Source organism: Enterococcus viikkiensis (assembly GCF_005405345.1).
In the GTDB taxonomy this organism is placed as follows: domain Bacteria; phylum Bacillota; class Bacilli; order Lactobacillales; family Enterococcaceae; genus Enterococcus_A; species Enterococcus_A viikkiensis.
Window position 1 is genome coordinate 15626 of record NZ_BJDW01000011.1, and the last position, 20201, is coordinate 35826.

General features: G+C 39.5%; 25 protein-coding genes and 1 pseudogene. 4 read left to right on the top strand and 22 right to left on the bottom strand.

Annotated elements, in window-relative coordinates:
• Positions 1-7 precede the first annotated feature (7 nt).
• The 3 genes and pseudogenes from FFM67_RS07245 to FFM67_RS07255 form a co-directional block, all read right to left on the bottom strand.
• Positions 8-1357: a HAMP domain-containing sensor histidine kinase gene (locus FFM67_RS07245; protein WP_246042948.1), complete on the bottom strand. Its 1350-nt coding sequence runs from the start codon at positions 1355-1357 to the stop codon at positions 8-10.
• Complete coding sequence (locus tag FFM67_RS07250) at positions 1338-2003, bottom strand: response regulator transcription factor (protein WP_246042949.1); 666 nt, start codon at positions 2001-2003, stop codon at positions 1338-1340. Before FFM67_RS07250 ends, FFM67_RS07245 begins: the two co-directional genes overlap by 20 nt.
• A gap of 151 nt (positions 2004-2154) precedes the next feature.
• Positions 2155-2289, bottom strand: a pseudogene (locus FFM67_RS07255) (sugar O-acetyltransferase); the annotation flags it as partial.
• 318 nt (positions 2290-2607) lie between these two features.
• On the opposite strand from FFM67_RS07255, the gene FFM67_RS07260 reads away from it, so the two are divergent.
• Entirely contained in the window at positions 2608-3006 is a 399-nt protein-coding gene (locus FFM67_RS07260; protein WP_071861896.1) for a helix-turn-helix domain-containing protein, read from the top strand.
• Positions 3007-3017: 11 nt separating this feature from the next.
• Positions 3018-3344, top strand: a complete 327-nt coding sequence (locus tag FFM67_RS07265) for a hypothetical protein (protein ID WP_137613911.1) — start codon at positions 3018-3020, stop codon at positions 3342-3344.
• A 29-nt stretch (positions 3345-3373) separates the two neighbouring features.
• Here FFM67_RS07265 and FFM67_RS07270 read toward each other — a convergent pair whose 3' ends face one another.
• Positions 3374-4438, bottom strand: coding sequence for a bifunctional transcriptional activator/DNA repair enzyme AdaA (locus FFM67_RS07270; protein ID WP_137613912.1), 1065 nt, complete (start codon positions 4436-4438; stop codon positions 3374-3376).
• A gap of 112 nt (positions 4439-4550) precedes the next feature.
• Between FFM67_RS07270 and FFM67_RS12390 the strand changes: the two genes are divergently transcribed.
• Together FFM67_RS12390 and FFM67_RS12395 are read left to right on the top strand one after the other, a co-directional pair.
• A complete protein-coding gene (locus FFM67_RS12390; RefSeq protein WP_246042950.1) occupies positions 4551-4988 on the top strand; it encodes a site-specific integrase in 438 nt (145 codons plus the stop codon).
• Entirely contained in the window at positions 4988-5656 is a 669-nt protein-coding gene (locus tag FFM67_RS12395) for a tyrosine-type recombinase/integrase (protein ID WP_246042951.1), read from the top strand. The genes FFM67_RS12390 and FFM67_RS12395 overlap by 1 nt, the downstream gene beginning before the upstream one ends.
• A gap of 114 nt (positions 5657-5770) precedes the next feature.
• Here the strand turns inward: FFM67_RS12395 and FFM67_RS07280 are convergent, their stop codons facing one another.
• The 18 genes from FFM67_RS07280 to FFM67_RS07365 form a co-directional block, all read right to left on the bottom strand.
• Positions 5771-6628: an aldo/keto reductase gene (locus FFM67_RS07280; protein ID WP_137613913.1), complete on the bottom strand. Its 858-nt coding sequence runs from the start codon at positions 6626-6628 to the stop codon at positions 5771-5773.
• A gap of 54 nt (positions 6629-6682) precedes the next feature.
• Positions 6683-6997, bottom strand: a complete 315-nt coding sequence (locus FFM67_RS07285; RefSeq protein ID WP_137613914.1) for a carboxymuconolactone decarboxylase family protein — start codon at positions 6995-6997, stop codon at positions 6683-6685.
• Between the two features lie 15 nt (positions 6998-7012).
• The gene (locus FFM67_RS07290; protein WP_137613915.1) at positions 7013-7426 is read right to left on the bottom strand and encodes a cupin domain-containing protein; all 414 of its coding nucleotides are present in this window, start codon (positions 7424-7426) and stop codon (positions 7013-7015) included.
• Positions 7427-7444: 18 nt separating this feature from the next.
• Positions 7445-7957: a flavodoxin gene (locus tag FFM67_RS07295; RefSeq protein ID WP_137613916.1), complete on the bottom strand. Its 513-nt coding sequence runs from the start codon at positions 7955-7957 to the stop codon at positions 7445-7447.
• A 96-nt stretch (positions 7958-8053) separates the two neighbouring features.
• Positions 8054-8935, bottom strand: coding sequence for a LysR family transcriptional regulator (locus FFM67_RS07300; RefSeq protein ID WP_137613981.1), 882 nt, complete (start codon positions 8933-8935; stop codon positions 8054-8056).
• A 123-nt stretch (positions 8936-9058) separates the two neighbouring features.
• Positions 9059-10354 (bottom strand): MFS transporter, encoded by a 1296-nt coding sequence (locus FFM67_RS07305; protein WP_137613917.1) that lies wholly within the window; start codon positions 10352-10354, stop codon positions 9059-9061.
• A 23-nt stretch (positions 10355-10377) separates the two neighbouring features.
• Entirely contained in the window at positions 10378-10905 is a 528-nt protein-coding gene (locus FFM67_RS07310) for a flavodoxin family protein (RefSeq protein ID WP_137613918.1), read from the bottom strand.
• A gap of 204 nt (positions 10906-11109) precedes the next feature.
• The gene (locus FFM67_RS07315; protein ID WP_137613919.1) at positions 11110-11730 is read right to left on the bottom strand and encodes an NAD(P)H-binding protein; all 621 of its coding nucleotides are present in this window, start codon (positions 11728-11730) and stop codon (positions 11110-11112) included.
• A gap of 25 nt (positions 11731-11755) precedes the next feature.
• Positions 11756-12622 (bottom strand): aldo/keto reductase, encoded by an 867-nt coding sequence (locus FFM67_RS07320; protein WP_137613920.1) that lies wholly within the window; start codon positions 12620-12622, stop codon positions 11756-11758.
• Between the two features lie 75 nt (positions 12623-12697).
• A complete protein-coding gene (locus FFM67_RS07325; protein ID WP_137613921.1) occupies positions 12698-13117 on the bottom strand; it encodes a MerR family transcriptional regulator in 420 nt (139 codons plus the stop codon).
• A gap of 233 nt (positions 13118-13350) precedes the next feature.
• Entirely contained in the window at positions 13351-13929 is a 579-nt protein-coding gene (locus FFM67_RS07330) for a histidine phosphatase family protein (protein ID WP_174784467.1), read from the bottom strand.
• Between the two features lie 106 nt (positions 13930-14035).
• Positions 14036-15016 (bottom strand): aldo/keto reductase, encoded by a 981-nt coding sequence (locus tag FFM67_RS07335; protein WP_137613922.1) that lies wholly within the window; start codon positions 15014-15016, stop codon positions 14036-14038.
• Positions 15017-15189: 173 nt separating this feature from the next.
• Positions 15190-15597 (bottom strand): MerR family transcriptional regulator, encoded by a 408-nt coding sequence (locus FFM67_RS07340; protein ID WP_137613923.1) that lies wholly within the window; start codon positions 15595-15597, stop codon positions 15190-15192.
• A gap of 28 nt (positions 15598-15625) precedes the next feature.
• Positions 15626-16606 carry an aldo/keto reductase gene (locus tag FFM67_RS07345; RefSeq protein ID WP_137613924.1) on the bottom strand — a complete coding sequence of 327 codons (981 nt, stop codon included), beginning with the start codon at positions 16604-16606 and terminating at the stop codon, positions 15626-15628.
• 239 nt (positions 16607-16845) lie between these two features.
• Positions 16846-18006 carry an ABC transporter permease subunit gene (locus tag FFM67_RS07350; protein ID WP_137613925.1) on the bottom strand — a complete coding sequence of 387 codons (1161 nt, stop codon included), beginning with the start codon at positions 18004-18006 and terminating at the stop codon, positions 16846-16848.
• Positions 18006-18878: an ABC transporter ATP-binding protein gene (locus FFM67_RS07355; RefSeq protein ID WP_137613926.1), complete on the bottom strand. Its 873-nt coding sequence runs from the start codon at positions 18876-18878 to the stop codon at positions 18006-18008. Before FFM67_RS07355 ends, FFM67_RS07350 begins: the two co-directional genes overlap by 1 nt.
• The gene (locus FFM67_RS07360) at positions 18862-19587 is read right to left on the bottom strand and encodes a hypothetical protein (protein ID WP_137613927.1); all 726 of its coding nucleotides are present in this window, start codon (positions 19585-19587) and stop codon (positions 18862-18864) included. Before FFM67_RS07360 ends, FFM67_RS07355 begins: the two co-directional genes overlap by 17 nt.
• On the bottom strand, positions 19580-20164 hold the full coding sequence (locus FFM67_RS07365; RefSeq protein ID WP_307723248.1) for an RNA polymerase sigma factor: 585 nt from the start codon (positions 20162-20164) through the stop codon (positions 19580-19582). The genes FFM67_RS07360 and FFM67_RS07365 overlap by 8 nt, the downstream gene beginning before the upstream one ends.
• Between the last annotated feature and the right edge of the window lie 37 nt (positions 20165-20201).

Below are 20201 nucleotides of genomic sequence, written 5' to 3' on the forward strand. Positions count from 1 at the left end.
TTTTTTCTTAATTAGGTAGATTAATCACCACTCGAAAGCATCCATCAGTAGCTTGCAAAGTCAGCTTTCCACCTAAGAGTTGGAGACTTTGTTCCACAATAGAAAGTCCTAAGCCAGTGCCTGACAACTGATTGTTTCGCGAAGATTCGCCGACAACGAAAGGATGAGTTAACTGATCAAGCTGTTTTTTCGACATTTCTGATGCCTGATTTTCAAAAATTAGCTGGTAATACTGGTGTTTTTTTTCTCCAGTAATACGCATATGTTGATCCAAGCTATATTTCACCCCATTCGTCACTAAATTCAAGACAATCATCCGCAGCATCGGTTCATTTGTCTGAAGGAAGCAGGGCTCTATTGCCGAATCAACCTGAAATTTCGGATCAATGATCCGTTGCTGCTGCAATTCCTTAGCTATAAGTTCTTGAATAGCAATCGGTTCAAAGGTCAGCTCTGCTTTTAACTGTCGGCTATAGGCTAAAATATTTGCGACCAACGAATTTATATCGGTCAGTTGCTGATTGATATCAGCTAAAAAAGCAGGATTCTCCAGTCCCATTTCTTCCCCATCAACGAGCAACTGAATAATGGACAAGGGGGTTTTTAGCTCGTGAGCAAGATTGGCTGAAAAAGCCTTCAAGCGATCATTTCGTTCTAATAACTCCAGCTCGTGTTGTTGCACCGAATCTTTCATCTGACTGATAGACTGGCTTAAGCTGCTAAGCTCATTTTCTTCTTGGATGTCAGAATCAGTGAAATCCAAAGCCGATATTTGCCTGGTTGCCTGTTCCAAACGTGTGATAGGCTTGATGATCTGATTCCGCACCAATAGAATAACTAAACCAAACAACAAAATCAAAAAGATCAGTGTTGCAACGATTAAGATCGGCAGCAGCGTGTGGATCGCGGCCTTAAAATCAGGAATACTCGTACCGATTAAATACAAGTGATCTCCATGAGTAAGAAAAATCGTATAAAAATCACTTTTCTGTTTAGTCTGATTGTACAACCGCTGGACTGTGCGACCAGCCTGTGCTTGTTTAAGTGTTGACTGATCGACCCAGAAACGATTGAGTGAGATGCCTGCGCGGGTCAAGCGAAAAGAAAGCTCATCTGTCAATTCTTCGGAGCTGGTTGTTTGATCGTCAACAGTGAGTACCACCACATCTTTTGGATAATGAGGACTACCTTGCTGAATTAATTTTTGGGTTGCTTTGACTGGTTGTTCCATTTTCCAATAATAATAAGTCGGAAAGATCCAGCGATAAAAAAGTGCCACAAACAAAACCAGCAGAATAAAAATGATTCCCGTCCTTCGGATAAAGGAGCCAGTTAAGCTATTTTTGCGGAATTTCAAAACGATACCCCGTGCCGTAGACAGTTTGAATATAAGCTTTGCCGATCTTGTCTCGCAAGATACGGATAAAACTATCGACCGTTCTTTCATCATTTTCGTTATCGGCCCCCCAGACAGAGAGAAGAATCTTTTCACGGGTCAACGCCAAGCCTTGATTTTGATAAAGATAGTACAGCAGTTCATATTCTCTTTTAGTCAAGCTTAGAGCCACGCTATTTAATAAGACGCGTGGTTCATTAGGGATAAAAACTAACGGCTGGCTAAGATCTTGCTGGATCACCCCTAGTAATTTTGCCGCTCGCGCTAGCAGAACTTTCGCATGAAACGGCTTGGCTAAATAATCATCGACACCTGTCACCAAAGCTTGTACTTCATCTTCCGGTAAATTTTTTGCAGTAAGCATCAAAATCTTGACGGCACGCTCTCGTTTCATTTGCCGAGCCACTTCGATTCCGCTGAACTTTGGCATCATCCAGTCCAGCACTACTAGATCAAATTTTTCAGTATAAAAAGCCTCCAGCGCCTCTTCGCCATCTCGAGCTTCAGTGACGAAATAGCCCGCTTTTTCAAAAAACTTACGCAATAACTCCCGCATTTTATCTTCATCTTCACACAGTAAAATTCTCATTGTTAAATCCCTTTCCATTGACTATCGCCTCCTATTATAAATTTTGGATTGGGAAAACCAATGGTTAGTGACGAGATTTACGATTTATTTTCTATATTCTTATAGTTCACGCAAACGTTCACCAACAAAAGCCGATCCCGTCAGATCGACCTTCACTACGATTTCCATTTTAAGGAAGTGCCTTGATAACTTTACAAGGCGTGCCGTAAGCAAGAACATTAGACGAAATATCCTTAGTTACAAGGCTCTCTGCCCCAATCACGGAATTTTCACCGATTGTGACCCCTGGTAAAACGATGGATCCTCTTCTTATGAACAAAATCAACGGTTCTTTTCAAACAGGATGCTTCTCAAGAAAGCAAAATAAAAACTGGCGGTGCCCATTTTGGGAGACCCTTTTTTTATTGCTGTTAAACTTGTTTGTGAGTGAACTCCATTAATTTCATATGCGATATTTTTAGTCCGTTAAGTCTGTTTAATTTACCGCCCTTCATCTGCTATAATTATTGTAATAAGCAGATGTAAAAGCTTTTTTACTCCTAAGTGAAGCCTTTTTTACGTGAGCGGAAACGCTTTTTGATTTCTTTTCAGGTAATATTCGATGAAAATGGAGGTGTACCAAATGGAAGTCGGTGAACGCTTAAAAGCTCGACGAAATGAATTAAATTTAACGCAAGATCAAGTGGCTGAGTCGTTGGGAATTACGCGTCAAACCATGTCTAATTGGGAAAATGGACGCAGCTATCCTGATATCGAGCGAGTGATTCGTTTATCAGAGCTTTATGCCTTGTCATTGGACGAATTATTGAAAGGAGATCAAAAGATGGTTAGACATTTACAAGAAAATACGGTGGTGAATCACTTTCTCAAACTCTTTATTGGCATGTTGCTGGTGAATGTTGCGTTGATGGTGGTCTTAATGCTAGTTCAATCAATGAGTGAGACCTTTTTATTTATGATTTTTGCGCTGATTGGGCTAAATACGTTGTCACTGTTTTATTTGATCATTAAGAAAATTTAGGAGCTGATCGTATGAATATAATGGCTATCATGATTTTTCTCATGCTCGGCTTTATCATCGCAGCCGTGTTGATGTGTTACTACATCTACTCTTTGGTTTTAATTGACGCAAAAAGCCGCGGGATCAAAAATCCCAAATTTTGGTCACTCATTGCAGCCGGTGGACAAAGAGTCGAAGGCCTGCTGCTCTATCTATTCTCCCGTAGAAAAACAATCAGTAATCTGTCTTCAGCAGAAATAGAACACGTCGATAGCTTGAAAAGGAAAATATATTGCGTGATGGCGGTCCTTTTCTTTCTCTTTTTGTTAGCTGTCCTACTGATCTTTCAATCTACTTAAAAAGGAGTTGGCTTTTTTAGCCAACTCCTTTACTGTTTGTTGTGAGAAACTACTTGTGCTTTTTCCAGCTCAAGCAAATAGTGTTTTCTCTCCAAGCCGCCCGCATAACCGGTCAAATTACCATCTCGGCCAATCACCCGATGACAAGGGATCACGATAGCGATTTTGTTCAAGCCATTGGCTCGCCCCACCGCACGAACTTTATTTTTATCCCCTAAACGCAGTGCGACATCTTGATAACTCAAGGTTTTCCCCATGGGAATCGTCTCTAAAATTTTCCAGACTTCTTTTTGAAAGGGTGAACCATCGTAAAACAGCGGTAATGAAAATTCGGTCCGCTCGCCTTTAAAATATTCACCTATTTGTGCTTCCACACGCTGATTTAATTCCGTTTGACCATAGATGATACGGAAATTGTATTTCTTCCGCAAGCTTTCGATTTCACGTTCTAATCCTCTCCGATCCTCAAACTCCAATAAATATAAATGAGCATCATCGGTCAGACACAGCATTCTTCCTAGCGGCGTTGCGATAAACGATGCATTCAAGGTATGTACTGCAGTTTTCTTTGCAGAATTTCCCATGATTTTCGTAAATGCATCATTGAATCCGCTGGAGGACTCATAGCCTGTTTCCAATTGTTGGTCGATTACTTTACTGCCGTGACTGATCTCCTTGAAGGCCAGTCCCATCCGCCGAGCACGAGCATATTGAACAAAGGTCATATTATAAATGGACTTAAACTTTCTGCGAGCAGTCGTCGAGTTCAAGCCCAGTGACGTAAAATCCGAATCCCGCCAGCATTTTTCTGGCTGTTCCTCAACCGCTTTGACTAGTAGTTGAACCTCCTCAGGAATCGCCTGGGGAAAAGACAGTGGCTGACAAATTTTACAAGGGCGATACCCTGCCAATAACGCTTCTTCCGCCGTTTGATAAAATTCACAGTTTTCCATTTTAGGTTTTCGTGCGCGACATGTCGGATGACAAAAGATTCCTGTCGTCTTGATCCCAGCAAAGAAAATACCATCGTAATTTCGATCTTTTTCAATCAAGGCTTGGTAATATTCCTGTTGTTTTTCTTTCGCAGTTATCATATCTATCCCTCCTTAGATTCTTAGTATAGCTTGATTCCACCCGCATTTCTCTCGAAAAATGGACAACTATTTTTTTCTGATTTATACTTTTCATACAAAGGAGCTGTCGGAAATGAATCAACAAGAAGCCAATCGCCGAATGGAGGAGGAAATTCAATTTTTCCCTTGGTTCATCCAAAATTATTTCCGTAAAAAAAGCGGAGACCAGTACTCTTCCATCACGTTGTATGAATACGCCAAAGAATATCGACGCTTTTTAACTTGGCTGATTCAAGAAGTTTTTTCTTCAGCCACCGAATTGTCAGAAGTCACGCTAGCTGAATTCGCGGCGTTATGGCCGGAGGATTTGGAATTTTATAAAGCTCATTTAGTTAAAGCCCCGAAAATTTTAAAAGAATCCACCCAGAAACGCTTAGAAGAAAGTGAACAGTCGCTGCCTTTACGACAAAACGCCACCGTTCAACGCGGTATCACCGCCGTCCGCTCACTTTTTAATTACTTAGCTGACGCAGTTGATCGCACGGCAAACCTTATCTTGAACACAATATGATGCGAAAAGTCGCAAATGTCAAGGATAATAAAACGATGGCCGAACGAGGCGCGGCCATTGAGAAGAAACTTTTTTTAGATGAAGAAGCGCTGGATTTTCTTGATTTTGTTGAACATCGCTACCTGGATACCCTTAAAAGTCGTCAAGCGATTACGGCTTTTAAAAAGAATCAAATCCGTGATTTGGCGATCATTGGACTCTTTTTAGGAACGGGCATGCGCCTATCTGAATTAGTCAATATGAATGTCCAAGATTTAGATTTAGCTGCTGGGAAAGCCCGCGTCTATCGTAAAGGCGGAAAATGGGACATGGTGGTGATTTCTTCAGTCGCGATCGAGTTTTTGACAGAATACCTAGCTCAGCGTACGATTCTTTATCAGCCTGATGAAAACGAGCCTGCCTTATTTTTGACCCGTTACCGAGGCAAAGCCAAACGGATCGCTAGCGGAGCTGTCGAGGCCATGGTGGGAAAATATTCTGAAGCCTTTAAAATCAAAATCTCGCCCCATAAATTACGTCACTCGGTTGCGACCCAGCTCTATACAAAAACCAATTCTTTAGTTCAAGTTGCTGAACAATTAGGCCAATCAGGCACTTCTGCGACAACCGTTTACACCCACATCGCCGGCAAGAAAAAACGCGATGCCATGAATGATTTGTGGACGTGATGCATTTAGTTTAAAAGGACTAACAGAACCAGGACTCCTTCTATGTTAGGGAAGCATCCTGGTTCTGTTTTATTACTAGACTTTACTATTAAAGAACTATAAGCACTCGTTGCCTTATTTTTTATTGTAGACGGGGAAATTACTTGAATCTCCATAATTGTCTATCGCTTTGATGTTCATCAACTGCTCCATGTCTTCTTTAGAAAGATGAAAATCAAGTTCACTATTCGATTTAATATGCTGCTTGTTTGCTGATTTTGGTAAAGGGACTAAGCCAAGTTCTAAGCAATAGCCAATTGCTAGTTGCGGAACCGAAACCCTATATTTTTTGCTCATTTCTGTTACTTCCTCATTTTTCATTAATTCCCCGTGTCCTACAGGAGAATACGCCTCGACTAAAATATCATTTTCTTTACAAAAATTAAGGAGCCCAAAAGGCGTATTGGAAATATGTGCCAAAATTTGGTTAATTACCGGTTTAATTGTTGCGTGTTTCAAAATATTTTCAACATCGCGTTGATTAAAGTTCGATAAGCCAATCGTACGGATTTTTCCTTGCTTTACCGCATCTTCTAATGCATGCCACACTTCAATATTTCCTTGGTCGTAATTCGCTTCTCTGAATTCGGCCCAAGGTTGAGGTGCATGAATGAGCATTAGATAAATGGTTTCTAACCCGAGTTTTTCTAATGATTCATCAATCGATTTTGCGGCCGTCTCATAGGTTTTATATTCCGCGGCTACTTTACTCGTTAAAAAAATATCTGACCGATCCACTCCAGAAGTGCGAATGGCTTCTCCTACACCATTTTCATTTCCATAAGCTTGTGCCGTATCAATATGACGATAACCGATTTCTAAAGCATCTCTAACCGCTTGAACTACCGCTTCATCATCAATCATCCAAGTACCAAATCCAACTTTAGGAATGGTTAGTCCATTCGTTAACGGATATTTTTCTTGTACGATCATTGCGAATTCTCCTTTAAGTTATAATTTTTAAAACACAATCACTCGTTTCTGAAGTTAGCCTTCAAATATTTCTTTAGCTATTGAAAAGGCACTCCAGGCTTTAGGCCAGCCTGCATAAAACGCTAAGTGAGTAATCAGAGCAGTGATTTCTTCTTTTGTTACACCATTTTCTTTGGCGATTCTTAAATGCGCTTCAAGCTGAGGAGCACCCATTGCTAAAAGGGCAGAACAAGTGATTAAACTGCGATCATGAGCAGACAATTCATTTTCTCTTGACCAAACGTCCCCAAAAAGCACATCATCATTTAACGCCGCAAATTGTGGTGCAAATTCTCCTAACTGCTCTCTTCCTGCTGTTTGTTTTTTCATAAACAAATTCCTCCTTTATTTCACTAAACTTCCATACCATTGGTCATCGACAGGTTCTAACCATTCTGGCGTACCCGCAGTTATCGCAATATGTTCAAACCAACTATCTTTTGTTGCACCATGCCAATGTTTGACACCGTCATGCGTCGTGATGACGTCCCCTACTGTTAAAAATTGCGCAGGTTTTCCCTCTTCTTGGTACCAGCCTTCTCCACCGGTTACAAGCAATAATTGAAAGCCGTCATGATGAATATGCCAATTATTACGGCAACCCGGTTCAAAGGTCACGTTTCCTACACCCACACTAATTTCTGGATCCGAAACCATTCCTTGTAAGTAGCTTTGCCCGATAAAATATTGGGCATAAGCCTCATTTTTTTCTCCACTTGGAAAAATTACGCCATTTTTTACTTCTTCATGTTTTGCCATTGTGAATCCTCCCTTTTTCTATTTGTAAGCAAGCAACCAGTTCTCTACCGCTACCTCCGCTCGTTCCACCCGTGAGCCACGAACGGGAAGCCCGCAATGAACAATTGCATGTGGGCATTGCATCTTTAGTTCATGTAAGCTATTACCAAACGCACTTCCCTCATGAGTACAAAAAGGATAAATCCCTAACCCTTCCGTTGGAAAATCTTCCAAGAAACTTCCAATAATCTTTGGATAGCTACCCCACCAATTGGGATAGCCAAGAAAGAGTGTATCTATTTTTGTACGATCAATCTCTATCTTATGGTACGCGACCCGTTTGTTTTCCTTCTTTTCATACTCTGCTCGCGTAACCGTTTCTTCATAGTTTTCTGGGTATACCTCCATTTCTTCTAATCGAATAAGAGGGCAGTTAAGTTTTTTGGCAATGTTATGGGCCAACACTTCCGTATTACCAATGGGAATTTTTTGAGAAACCCCATTAATAAAATTTTCTCCGGCATGAGAAAAAAACACTACAACTGGATTCAATGAACTCCCTCCTTCTAAACAAAAATGAGTTGTACGATTGATATACTCATCGTACAACCCATGATTGCTTACGTCTAATGCTTATTTCATATACCACTATGCGCCAAAAGCATGCTTAAATCGAGAAATAAATTCTTGAATAACGGGTGTCTGAATGCGCTCCTTCCACACCAATACACAGTGTGTCTTCACTTCTGGTTCCATAGGAATAAAGATCAATCTTTCAAGTTGCCGTTTGGAAACAGCCCCCTCAATAGTAAGCGCCGCTCCTACCTTATTTTCAACTAGTGAAAAGACATTAAAGATTAAGTTGAAATTTCCAACAATGTTTAACTGCTCCAACGACAGCCCACTCCACGCAGCCAATAGTTTCTGAACCTCTACTCGATTCGAACATAAAATTGGTAAACCTGTAATATCCTCTGGTGTGAGTTTTTCCTTGTTAGAAATAAATAATTCTTTTGAAACCAGAAAGCCCCACTTTTCCTCTCTCGGCAATTTCAAAAGGTTTATACTCTTTAGTGTGATTGGCTCTAATAAAACCGCTAAATCAAGCAGCCCCTTTTCCAAGCGGTCGCTAATATCATCACTGGTTCCTGTAACGAGATTAAAACGGACATTGGGGTAATCACTGACCATTTCTTCTAACATCATCGCCACCGTATCAGAATTGTCCGCTTCGACACAGCCAATTCCGATGATTCCTTCTAGTTGTTTCTTTTTTTTGTTGGAAAAGGCTTGTTCTAATTTGTCATTTAACTGAAGAATTTCTTCTGCTCGTTCTTTTAAAAAAATCCCCTCAGGCAACAAATAGAGCTGATTTTTTTCTCGGTGAAATAAAGGAGTTCCAACCTGCTCTTCCAATTCTCGAATCTGACGACTTAACGTGGGCTGGGTAATATGTAATAGTTTTGCCGCTCTAGATATATTCCCTTCTTGCGCTACTGTCCAAAAATACTTTAATAGTCTGATTTCCATAGTCGCTTTGATGCCCACCTCTTTCTCTTTAATATATCTAATTACAAGTATAACCCAATAGTTGTTTTTAAGAGGCAAAAAATGGTCACCCATACATTCAATTTAAAAACGCTACAAGCAAATTTACTTTTCCTTCACAAAAATTGCGACTATGACAATTGAAATCATTGTGAACACAGCCATCATCCATATCTCTACCTGAAAATTATTCGTAGCAGAGACAATGAAGGACAAACCGATCGGACCACCGATTTGATGCATGGTATTCGTTAATCCACTTGCAACTCCCGCCAATTCATTTGGCGCATCATGGACACCCGCAGCTGTAACGGGGGCCAAAATCATGCCCTGACCGACACCGAGTATCAACATGGGTATAAAAATAGCTGCCCAATATCCATTAGCCGTATTAGAAAAGGCCAATAGAAGCAATCCCGCAGCTAGGACAATTTCACCTATAAGTAAAATCCTATTATTACCCAATTTAGCCGACAAGCGAGGCAACTGCATCGCCACAATAAAATTAACCACTGTTAATGGCAAAAAGGCCATTCCAGATTGGAATGCAGAAAATCCATACTGCATTTGCATCATTTGCGGCAAGAAAAACCAGAATGGTAGCATCGCCATCATGAACAACAGTCTGGCTACATACGCTCCAGAACGAATCCGATTGTTAAATAAAGACAGTGGCAAAATAGGAAAAGCAATGCTGCGTTCTCGTAGGATGAACAATCCTAAAACAGTGAATCCCATAAGTACAACTAGCCCTTTTCTCTCGGTAAAGCCATAGATAATTCCAATCAGTCCGATAATTGATAACAAACTCCCGATGTAATCAATTCTTTCACGTTTTCTCTCGGATTTTTTTACAAAGCGTAGTGTTAGTAGAAATAGAATAATCGTAAAAGGAACATTTATAAGGAACCCAGCGCGCCAAGAAATGATACTCGTTAATCCTCCCCCCACCAGTAAACCGACACTCGAGCCGATTCCTGCTGTTGCACCATAATAAGAAATAGCTCGTTGACGCATATTATTTTTGTAATTATCCATAATTAAAGCAAGGGTGGTCGGTGCAATAATCGAACTACCAATTCCTTGAACAGCCCGCATGGCAATAACCATTTCTGGTGTCCTTGACAAGCCAATGATGAGCGAACTAAAACCAAAAATAACTAAACCTAGTAAAAAGATTCTTTTTCGTCCCAAAAGGTCAGAAAAGCGCCCACTTAATAGTAAAAATCCTCCAAAGGTAAGTGTATATGCACTGGATACCCATGACAGAGCTGTGGCAGAAAGTCCAAGACTCTGCCCAATCTGAACGGAACTAGTAAATAGTATCGAATTATCCATTAAAATTAAAAAATATGATAGTAACGTAATTGGTAAGATGATTCCAAATTTTTGTTTATTCAAATGCCTAGCTTCTTTCTAATCCTTTATTGACCAATTTTTTTTAGCCATGTCTCTAATTCTCTCGATACCTCCACTTTTCTTCCATCTTTGATGGCAAGTAACCTACCGTTTGTTTCTTCTCCTCCGTGTACAGCAAACCCTTCAAGTACGGTTGAACCTTTAGCACCAGCCTCTATTTGGTCAAAGGTTGAGCCAATACCATATCCACCATTTGTATTGAACGGGATGACCGTTTTCCCATTAAACTCATGGTTGTTCAAGAATGTGACCACCGCTTGTGGAAGAGCCATGTTCCACGTCGGAGCACCAATAAAAATCCGATCATTTTGTTCAAAATCAGAAACAGAAACAGTTGTTTTTAACTCAGGCTTTATATTATTATTCTGTTCTTGCTCATTTTGCGCGACTTCTTTTCGATAGCTTGAAGGGCGTTTAGCCTTGGTTTCAAGTTGAATTAACTGTCCTCCGACTTTTTCTTGAATCAGCTCTGCAACAGCCTTTGTATTTCCTGTTCTTGAATAGTAAACAATCACTGTTTTCGAATACGCCATATTCGACCCTTCTTTCTCATTACTAGATAGACTCAACCTGATTAAAACGAAAAGTACTGTAAATATACTTAATATACGCCACACTAAAATGCGTTTTTTTCATCATATGTAGTCCATTCCCTCCTTCAAAATTTAAAAAAGAGGACTGCTCTATCGCGTAAAACGATTGACTCGCAGCCCTAATTTATAAAATTGAGAGACGAATTAATAGAAATCAGGTTTTGCCTTATTTTCGGATCCTGGTTCCCATAAACCAATACTTGCTTTTATGTCATTACGTTTTTCTTGCACAGTGTCCAAAATATATTGGGCAATTGCACGTCTTGTGATTTGAGCACCTAAAAATGGTTCTCCTTTAGGACTTACGACATAATCCGTTCGATCGTCATCATAAAGCCAAGTCATCCGCATATAGGTATAGTCCAAATCACTGGCTTCAAGCGCTTCAATCCCTCGATTATGCGCAATACTACCACCCATCATCCGACTATTCCACGCCGCAAATGGTTCAGCTACCTCGCCATATACACTCAATACGCCGGCTTGGATGATTCGTTTTACACCAGCTTTATGCATCGCTCGGATTACTTTCTCTGTTATTTTTTTGTTGTCAAAATTCATATAAACGATGTCTTGGTCCTGCATTGCTCTAACCAAGTCAGACTCATTTCCAGCATTCCCACTAATCTTTGTTGCCTTTTCATAAGGCAAATTAGCCGCATTTCGACCAAATAAGGTCAGTTTTACGTCCGCTTGTTGTTGTAAAAGCGGGATCAAAACTGCTGGTATTTGTCCTCCAGCTCCAATAATAAGTACATTTACCATACTTGTTCCTCCTGTATCGCCTGACTTATTTCTCCGTATCCAACATCCGATTCATAAACCATTCCACTTGTTGTGGTGCATCATGATCAAAGAAGGCCGATTCCTTCATATCTAATGCTGCAATTTTTTCGAAATCTTCTTTTGATAATTCAAAATCAAAGATGTCGATATTTTCTGCCATACGTTCTGGACGAACGGATTTTGCCAAAGCGACGATTCCTCGTTGCATTAACCAACGTAGGACTACTTGTCCCACCGATTTTCCGTATTGTTCGCCAATTTCAGCTAAAACTGGATTAGTAAACAAGTCATGATGCCCTTCTGCAAATGGTGCCCATGCTTCGATTTGGACATTGTATTTTTCATGCCATTCTTGGTCTTCGGTTCGCTGGTTCCATGGATTGACTTCGATTTGATTGATTTGTGGTTTCACCTCATTTAAACCGACAAACTCGATCATTTTTGCTGATTTGAAATTTGAGATCCCTATCGCACGCAATTTGTTGGCTTTTTGTGCAGCAACCATTGCTCGCCACGCACCATATACATCACCATAAGGTTGATGAATCAAATAAAGATCCAAATATTCAAGTCCCATTACATCAAGTGACTGATCAATCGTTTCAGAAGCCTTTGCTTCCGGTGCTTGCAAAATAAACAATTTTGACGTGACAAAAAGTTCTTTCCGTGTAACCAAACCTTCATCAATCGCGCGTTTGATTCCTTGACCGGTTTCTTTCTCGTTCCCATAAACAGAAGCTGTATCAATCAAACGATAGCCTGCTTTGATTGCTTGGTACACGGCTTCAGCCGTTTCATCTAATGGGATTTGATAAACCCCAAACCCAAGTTGTGGCATTTCTACACCATTGTTTAATTTAATTGTTTGCATATCAATTTCCTCCTTATAGTTGATTACAAAATCGATTCTAAACCTTGAAGTGAACTCCATAGCAAGCGAAAAAACTTACTTTTTTCTTTCCCATAATTTTTCAACTTTGTCTGGAGTCATTTCACCGGCTTTAAATTTAGCTATATGGTCATCATAGGTCGCCACTTTATAAGCCAACAGATCGCGAACCTCTTCCATCTCAGATATTTTTTGTTCGATTTCTTCTAGTTGATCCGCTAAGATTTGCTTCTGCGCCTCTTCCACATTTTGTGTTTCTCTTAATTGTGCTAAACTAGCAAACTCAATGAGTGATTCAACTGATAACCCAGCATTGCGGAGATGCTTAGCCAAATAGATCCAATTTAAATCATTCGTTGTGTATTCTCGATAGCCACTTTCATTTCGATGGACTGGTGGAATCACGCCGACGCGTTCATAATAGCGCAAGGTATCCGGTGTTAAATCAAACATTTCAGCTGCTTTTTTAATATTCATAACCATTTCCTCCTTCTATCCATACCCATCATAAACCATGGAGTTCACTCAAAGGCAAGAACTTTCATTCAAAAATCGGCCTGTTCATAATCTTTCCGTTTAATGCTGGTTGAAAAAAGAGGGAATACTAAACAAGCACCTCTATTCCTACTAGAAGTGCTTGTTGAAACGACCTTTTATTTCATTTCTCTTATAATGGTCATCCCTTTTTAGGACCGTGATTCTTCAACAAATCAAATCATTGAAAAATCATGGTTAATTATTTCTAATAATTCAAAACGATTATTTTCATATCCAAATTTGAGAATGCAGCAGTTTCCCAGTCGCTCTTTTTGATCTACCTGACTAGTATGAGACCAATTTCTCATAAATTGTCTACAAGATGCCCCGTGGGAAACCATTAATATGTGTTGATTCGTCTCATGTGCCATTAAATCTTGAATGGTAGTGGCTACTCGTTGCCTGAAATCCAGCTCCTTTTCTCCACCGAATGCAGCAAAAAAATCACCATAAGGCAGTTTTGGATTTAAAAATTCAGCTTCTCCCTCAAATCGTCCGAAATGCCATTCTTTCAATCCTTTTATTCGTTTATAGGGAATATCCGTAATTTGCTCCAATGTCTCACTGGCTCTTTCAGAAGTGGAGCTGTAAGCAGAGTCAAGTGTAATTTTTTCCCTTGTAAAATACTCTTTTGCTATCTTTGCCTGTTTGATTCCTTTTTCGGTTAGTGGTGAATCACACCACCCTTGAATTTTCTTGTATTGGTTAAATAATGTCTCGCCATGTCTCATCAAATATAACTGTTTCATCAAAAGGTCCGCCTCCTTATAATGTTAATTTTTTCCTGATCTTCCTCTGTGCTATACCCCTTATCCAGCGCTAGAAAAATTACCTTTTTCACTCATTTCAAATTGCTCTTTAAATGGCTCCCACTACACGATGTGGCTGATAAATTTCTTCTAAATAATGAACTTCTTCTTTTGTTAATTTGAGTTCCAGTGCTGGCAACGCATCTATTAAATGACTTTCTTTGGTTGCTCCAATAATCGGTGCTACAACCTGTTTCTTTTGTAAAAGCCATGCTAGAGAAACCTGTGCACGTGTGACTTGGCATTTCTCTGCAACCTCCGCTACTCGCTCGACAATCAATCGATCTTGATTTTCAGTTGTGTCATATTTTGATTGTGCTGTTTTATCCGTCAAAAAGCGTTTGGTTGTAGCCGTCCAATCACGCGTCAAACGACCAGCAGCTAGGGGACTATACGGAGTTACAGCAATTTTTTGATCTTCACATAGTGGCAGCATTTCTCGTTCTTCTTCCCGATACAATAGGTTTAAGTGATTTTGCATCGAAACAAATTTTGTCCACCCATATTTTTCGGCTACCGCTTGCGCCTTGGCAAATTGCCACGCGTACATGGCGGAAGCACCGATATATCGAACTTTTCCCGATTTGACTAACTCGTGCAGAGCCTCCATTGTCTCCTCGATCGGTGTGTTGTAGTCCCAGCGATGAATAATATAAAGATCAATATAATCCATTTGTAACCGCTTCAAACTTTGCTCAACCTGATAAAACAAAGCTTTTCTAGACAAGCCACCACTATTAGGAGCTTGTTTCATTTTCATATACGCTTTCGTTGCCACCACAATTTCTTCTCGCTTTGCGTATTCTTTCAGTGCCTTCCCAAGAATTTTCTCACTAGCACCATAAGAATAGATATTCGCTGTATCAAAGAAATTAATCCCTACGTCTATCGCTCGTTTAATCACAGGAATACTTTCTGCTTCTTCTAAAACCCACTCATGAAACCCACTGTTTGGATCACCAAAGCCCATCGTTCCAAGGCACAGTTGTGATACTTCCATTCCAGTATTGCCAAATCTTACATAATCCATTCTTTTTCCTCCCATTCTTTAAATACATAGTTACCCATTTCCTCCATTTAAAGAGAACATCGCCTATCAAGTACCACTATTAATGTACACTATAGAGTCCACTCCAAGGCAAGAAGAGTTATATTTGTAGTTGTTGAGTCCGCGATGATTGATTAACGATAATCCTTTCTTCTTTAAACTCGCTCAGATCTTCTTTCGCTTACGGTAGAAAAAAATTTTTGTTCACATTCTTTGATCATCCGATCATAATTGTCCAGTTTTTGTTCTAAACGGGCGACCGTTCCATCTATTAATCGTTGTTTTTCTAGTAATTTTTGATACTCTTCGATCAATATTTTTTTCCGTTCAATCAATGTATCCTCACCAATTTGATATAACTCTGAGTAGCGGGTCAAAGAATTGATGGAAAGTCCTGAGTCACGCATACATTTAATAAATTCGACCCAGTTCAAATCCTCGTCTTGAAAATCTCGCACTCCTGAACTATTTCTAGTAATTGGCGGGATCAAACCTTGTTTCTCATAATAACGAATAGTTGCCGGTGTCATGTCAAACTTTTCGGCCACTTCGGAAATATTCATATGTCGCTCTCCTTTACTCTAGACTGTCCTAGTCATGTCCAATAACTTTGTGAGGAATATACGGTTCTTCTAAATAGAAGACATCTTCTTGGGACAATTTGAAATCAACTACCCCTACCGCTGTTTCGATATGACTCATTTTTGTTGCTCCAATAACTGGAGCCACTATCGGATTCTTTTGCAGCAACCAGCCCAAAGCAATATTTACTCGGTTTGTATCATATTTTAATGCTAATTCAGCGACCCGATCAATAATAATTTGATCCCGATCCGCCGTCTCATCATATTTTGCTTTTTGTGCTACATCAGAGGTACTTCGCTTAGTAGACTCTGTCCGATCGCGAATCAATCTTCCTGAAGCCATCGGACTGTATGGCGTTAAAGCAATTTTTTCGGAACGACAATAGGGCAGCATTTCTCTTTCCTCTTCACGGTAGATTAGATTCAAATGATTCTGCATCGAGATAAATTTAGCCCAACCATTTTTTTCAGCAATGTTGTTTGCTTTTTGGAATTGATAAGTATACATCGCAGAGGCCCCGATATAGCGTGCTTTGCCCGCTTTCACTACATCATTCAACGCTTCCATCGTTTCTTCGATGGGCGTATCGTAATCCCAGCGATGTATAATGTATAAATCTACATAATCCGTCTGTAGCCGCTGTAAACTTTGATCAATCTGGGACATGATAGCTTTTCTCGAAAGCCCCTGACCGTTTGGTCCATCAAACATTTTTTGATGCACCTTTGTCGCTAAGACGATTTCATCTCTTTTAGCGTAGTCTTTCAAAGCTTTTCCTAAAATTTCTTCGCTCCGTCCTAAAGAATACACATTTGCGGTATCAAAAAAATTGATTCCTAATTCAAGCGACCTCTTTATTAAAGGACGGCTTTCCTCTTCCTCAAGCACCCATTTATGAATCCAATTTTTAGGGTCACCAAAGCTCATTGAACCAAGACAGATTCTTGAAACGTCCAGTCCTGTATTTCCTAGTTTCGCATATTCCAAATCGATCATCCTTTCTTTTTGAAGCTGCTCTCATTACTTAACATGTTACACCTTAAAGTTCACTTTAAGGCAAGTGTATTTAAAAAAAATCAGAATAGAATGTATCTGATCTTCGGTTGTTAATTGATTTTCAAAAAAAGGTATGCAAAAAACGAATGCTGTAAATAATTTTCATTCCACACAAACAAGCAGCCCTAAGCTCTATACTGCTCAAGGCTGCTTATTTTTAACAAACATTTTTACGCCACACTCAACCGTTTCATCCTAAAATAAGTAACACTATCAAAAACTATTTTTAATACAAACATAACTCCTACAATCAAGGTGATGTTGGCAAGAAATGTATGGAAGAAGAAGAGATTATCGCGACTCATCCAAAACATAACTTTATCAATTGCCATGGTATTGATGGGAAACAGATAAAGAATTTTATTAGGGATACCTTCCAAAAAGACATTGGTTAACACTTGTGGCAGAAAGAAGATTCCTAAAGAAATCGCTAATGCACTAAATGGTGAGCCGCTCAAGCTTGAGATGAACATCGTGATTCCCGCAATGAAAAGCAAACCGATCAAATGAAAAATTAGCCCAAACAAGTAAGCATGCAAATTCGTCCAACCTAATGGAAAATCAAAAATCTTCCAATCCAGATTGGCTTGAACACTGACGTCCCAACCACTGAATCCATAATAACTGCCAAAGACTACTAAAATAATTCCCTGTACCAGTAGAAACATTCCAATTGTTAACAGAGTTCCTACTAAAAGCTTCGAAGAAATCATTTTCGTCCGCCCATATCTCGTCGAAAGAAGCAGTGGCAGAATATTTTTAGTCGTATCATTGGCAAATAGCAAGGAACAAAAAAGGATCACGAAAAGAGCGACGGGAATAAAGGCTCCCGCTGTGACTTTAAATAAATCAGACCAAGTCTTAAAGTTCCCGATCTTAATCGAAAAATCCGTATTTTTGAAACCGACCTCTTTCATGGACAATAGATTAACCCGATCAATCGTGTAAGGCTCCCTTTTTTCTATTGACTCCAACATTTTATTATAAATATTTTCATCTCTGGAAGGGACGGTGAAAGTATCCACGACTGCCCATTGAAAATAATCAAAATAATCTTTTTTGGCCAGTGTTTTTTCCCGATAAATATCTAAGTAATCAGAAACAATCGTCTTTACTTTGCCGTCAGTTAATTCTCCTTGATACTCCTTTGAAAAATTCAGATTTCTTTCAATCGAACTGCGGCTGTCTAAGGATGAGTGACTACCAGTCAATTGAGAATTAAAGAATTGGATATAAAATAGGGCAAAAAGACTCATTAGAACGATCATTCCCGCGCCAATAAATGATTTGTTTTTAAACATTTTGATAAACTCAAATTTAAGGATTCCCATTAATTTCCCTCCTCCTTACGAAAATAATAGAGGTATAGATCTTCCAAACTAGCTTGGACCGCGATCGCATTTTCAGCTGGTTTTTCAGCTGAGATGATTCGTAAGACAACCTGATCTCCCTCGTATTTTTGATTGCTGATGGGATAGCTTTCGTAAAAGAAAGAGCTATCCGATTGGGTCGTTTTGACTTCCCAGACACTAGCTTGGACATTTGTTAATAATTTCTCGACGGTTCCCCGATCTTGGATTACGCCTTGATTCAACACTAGCACCTCGTCCGAAATGTACTCCACATCAGAAACAATATGAGTCGATAAAAAAATGATTTTATTTTCCGATAATGAACTGATCAGATTTCGAAAGCGAACCCGCTCTTTCGGATCTAAGCCCACAGTTGGTTCATCAAGAATCAGGACCTCTGGATCGTTGATCAGTGCTTGAGCGATCCCTAAGCGCTGCTTCATTCCGCCAGAATATTTTTTGATTTCTTTGTTTTTTTCCTTTGCTAACCCTACTAAATCTAGTAATTCTTGACATCTGCGCTGAGCGACTTTTCCTCTTAATCCCTTTAACGCTGCGACGTAAAGCATAAATTTCAGTCCTGAAAACTCCGCGTAGTAACTAAAATCTTGAGGCAAAAAACCGAGAATTGAGCGAAAGCTTTCGCTATTTACTGAAATATCCTGATCGTTATAGGTTATCTCTCCTTCATCCGGCTTAATCACACCACAGATCACTCTGAATAAGGTCGTCTTGCCAGATCCATTTGCCCCAAGTAAACCATACACGCCAGGAGTCAACGTCAGATTGATAGTATCTAATGCTATTTTTCCGTCAAAACTTTTAGTAATCCCTTTAATTTTCAACTTCATAAAATGATCCCTCCCGTGTGATCTCCAGCATTTTTTTTATTAATCCGATTAATCCTATCAGTGTTAAACTGTAGACGATCCCCCAATACAACAGCGGTACTTGATAAATATTAACCAGACTAGAAACGATGATCGCAGCTGCTACCAGAATCCCCGATGCACTCCACAGCACCATATTCGTTAGTCGATTCCTAAAGAGCGTAAAAACTGAAAACAATACAATACAAAAAACATTATATGGAGCTAGTAAAAACAGCGCGAATTGAAAAAATGAACCGGAAAAAAAGTGTCCCGCTGTGAGAGCTAAAAAGAAAATAAATAGCAAATCAAAGATACCAAAAGCCAGCAGTTTCATCGCCGTATGCTGCTTTAAATCATATTTAAAAGTCTGTTCCAGCTCCCACATTCTGGTTGTATAGCTTTTAAAAACTTCATCTGCAAAAAAGATCACTGAAAAAAGAACCAATCCAGTCAAGCCCTTCAATACTAGCTCGAAGTCCATTCTTTTTGAGATCAAAACACCCAACGAAAGCCCGACTAAGACAAATTGCACACACCATAATTTCCAGCTGATAAATCGTATCGAAGAAAAAAACAAACGACTATACGAAACTTGCTTAACTTGATTCTCCAACATTTTTTTGGTGCCTTGAATGATAATCTTTTCGCGATTTGAGTATTCATCCTTCGGTTTGATCTGTTTATTCAAAAGAAATGTCCTCCTTTTCCAGTTCTTGTTTCATTTTTACTAAGCCTTGATAAATTCGAGATTGAGCCGTCGCTACACTGGCATTGGTAATCTTGGCAATTTCCTTCACCTTCAACTCATGGTAGTACTTTAATATGACAGCTTCTCGTTGGTATTCCGGCAAATGATCCAATGCCTGCTGAATCAGCTGGGCTTTGTCACCTAAGATCATCGGTTCATTGGTTTGGTCGTTTGGCAATAAATCATAAGCTTCATCAAAACTAAATTCATCTAATTTGTGCCGCTTGCTAAAGTTATTGCAAGTATTCACGGCCACTGTGTATAGATAATTGAAAAAGCTACCTGAGAACTGATAAGAATCAATCTTACTGATCACTTTCATAAAGGTGTCTTGCGTCAGATCCTCTGCTAGCACATGATTACCAAAAAAGCGCCGCTTGCAATACTGATAAATTGGGTCATAATATTTCTCAACTAGCTGCTCCCATGCTTCCACGTCTCCTCTTTTGATTCTTAGGACAATTAGATAATCTTTGATTCTTCTCACCCGCTTACTTTTCCACTTTTTACAACACACTAAAACTCACTCTATTATAAGCTTAATTCTTTGTTGA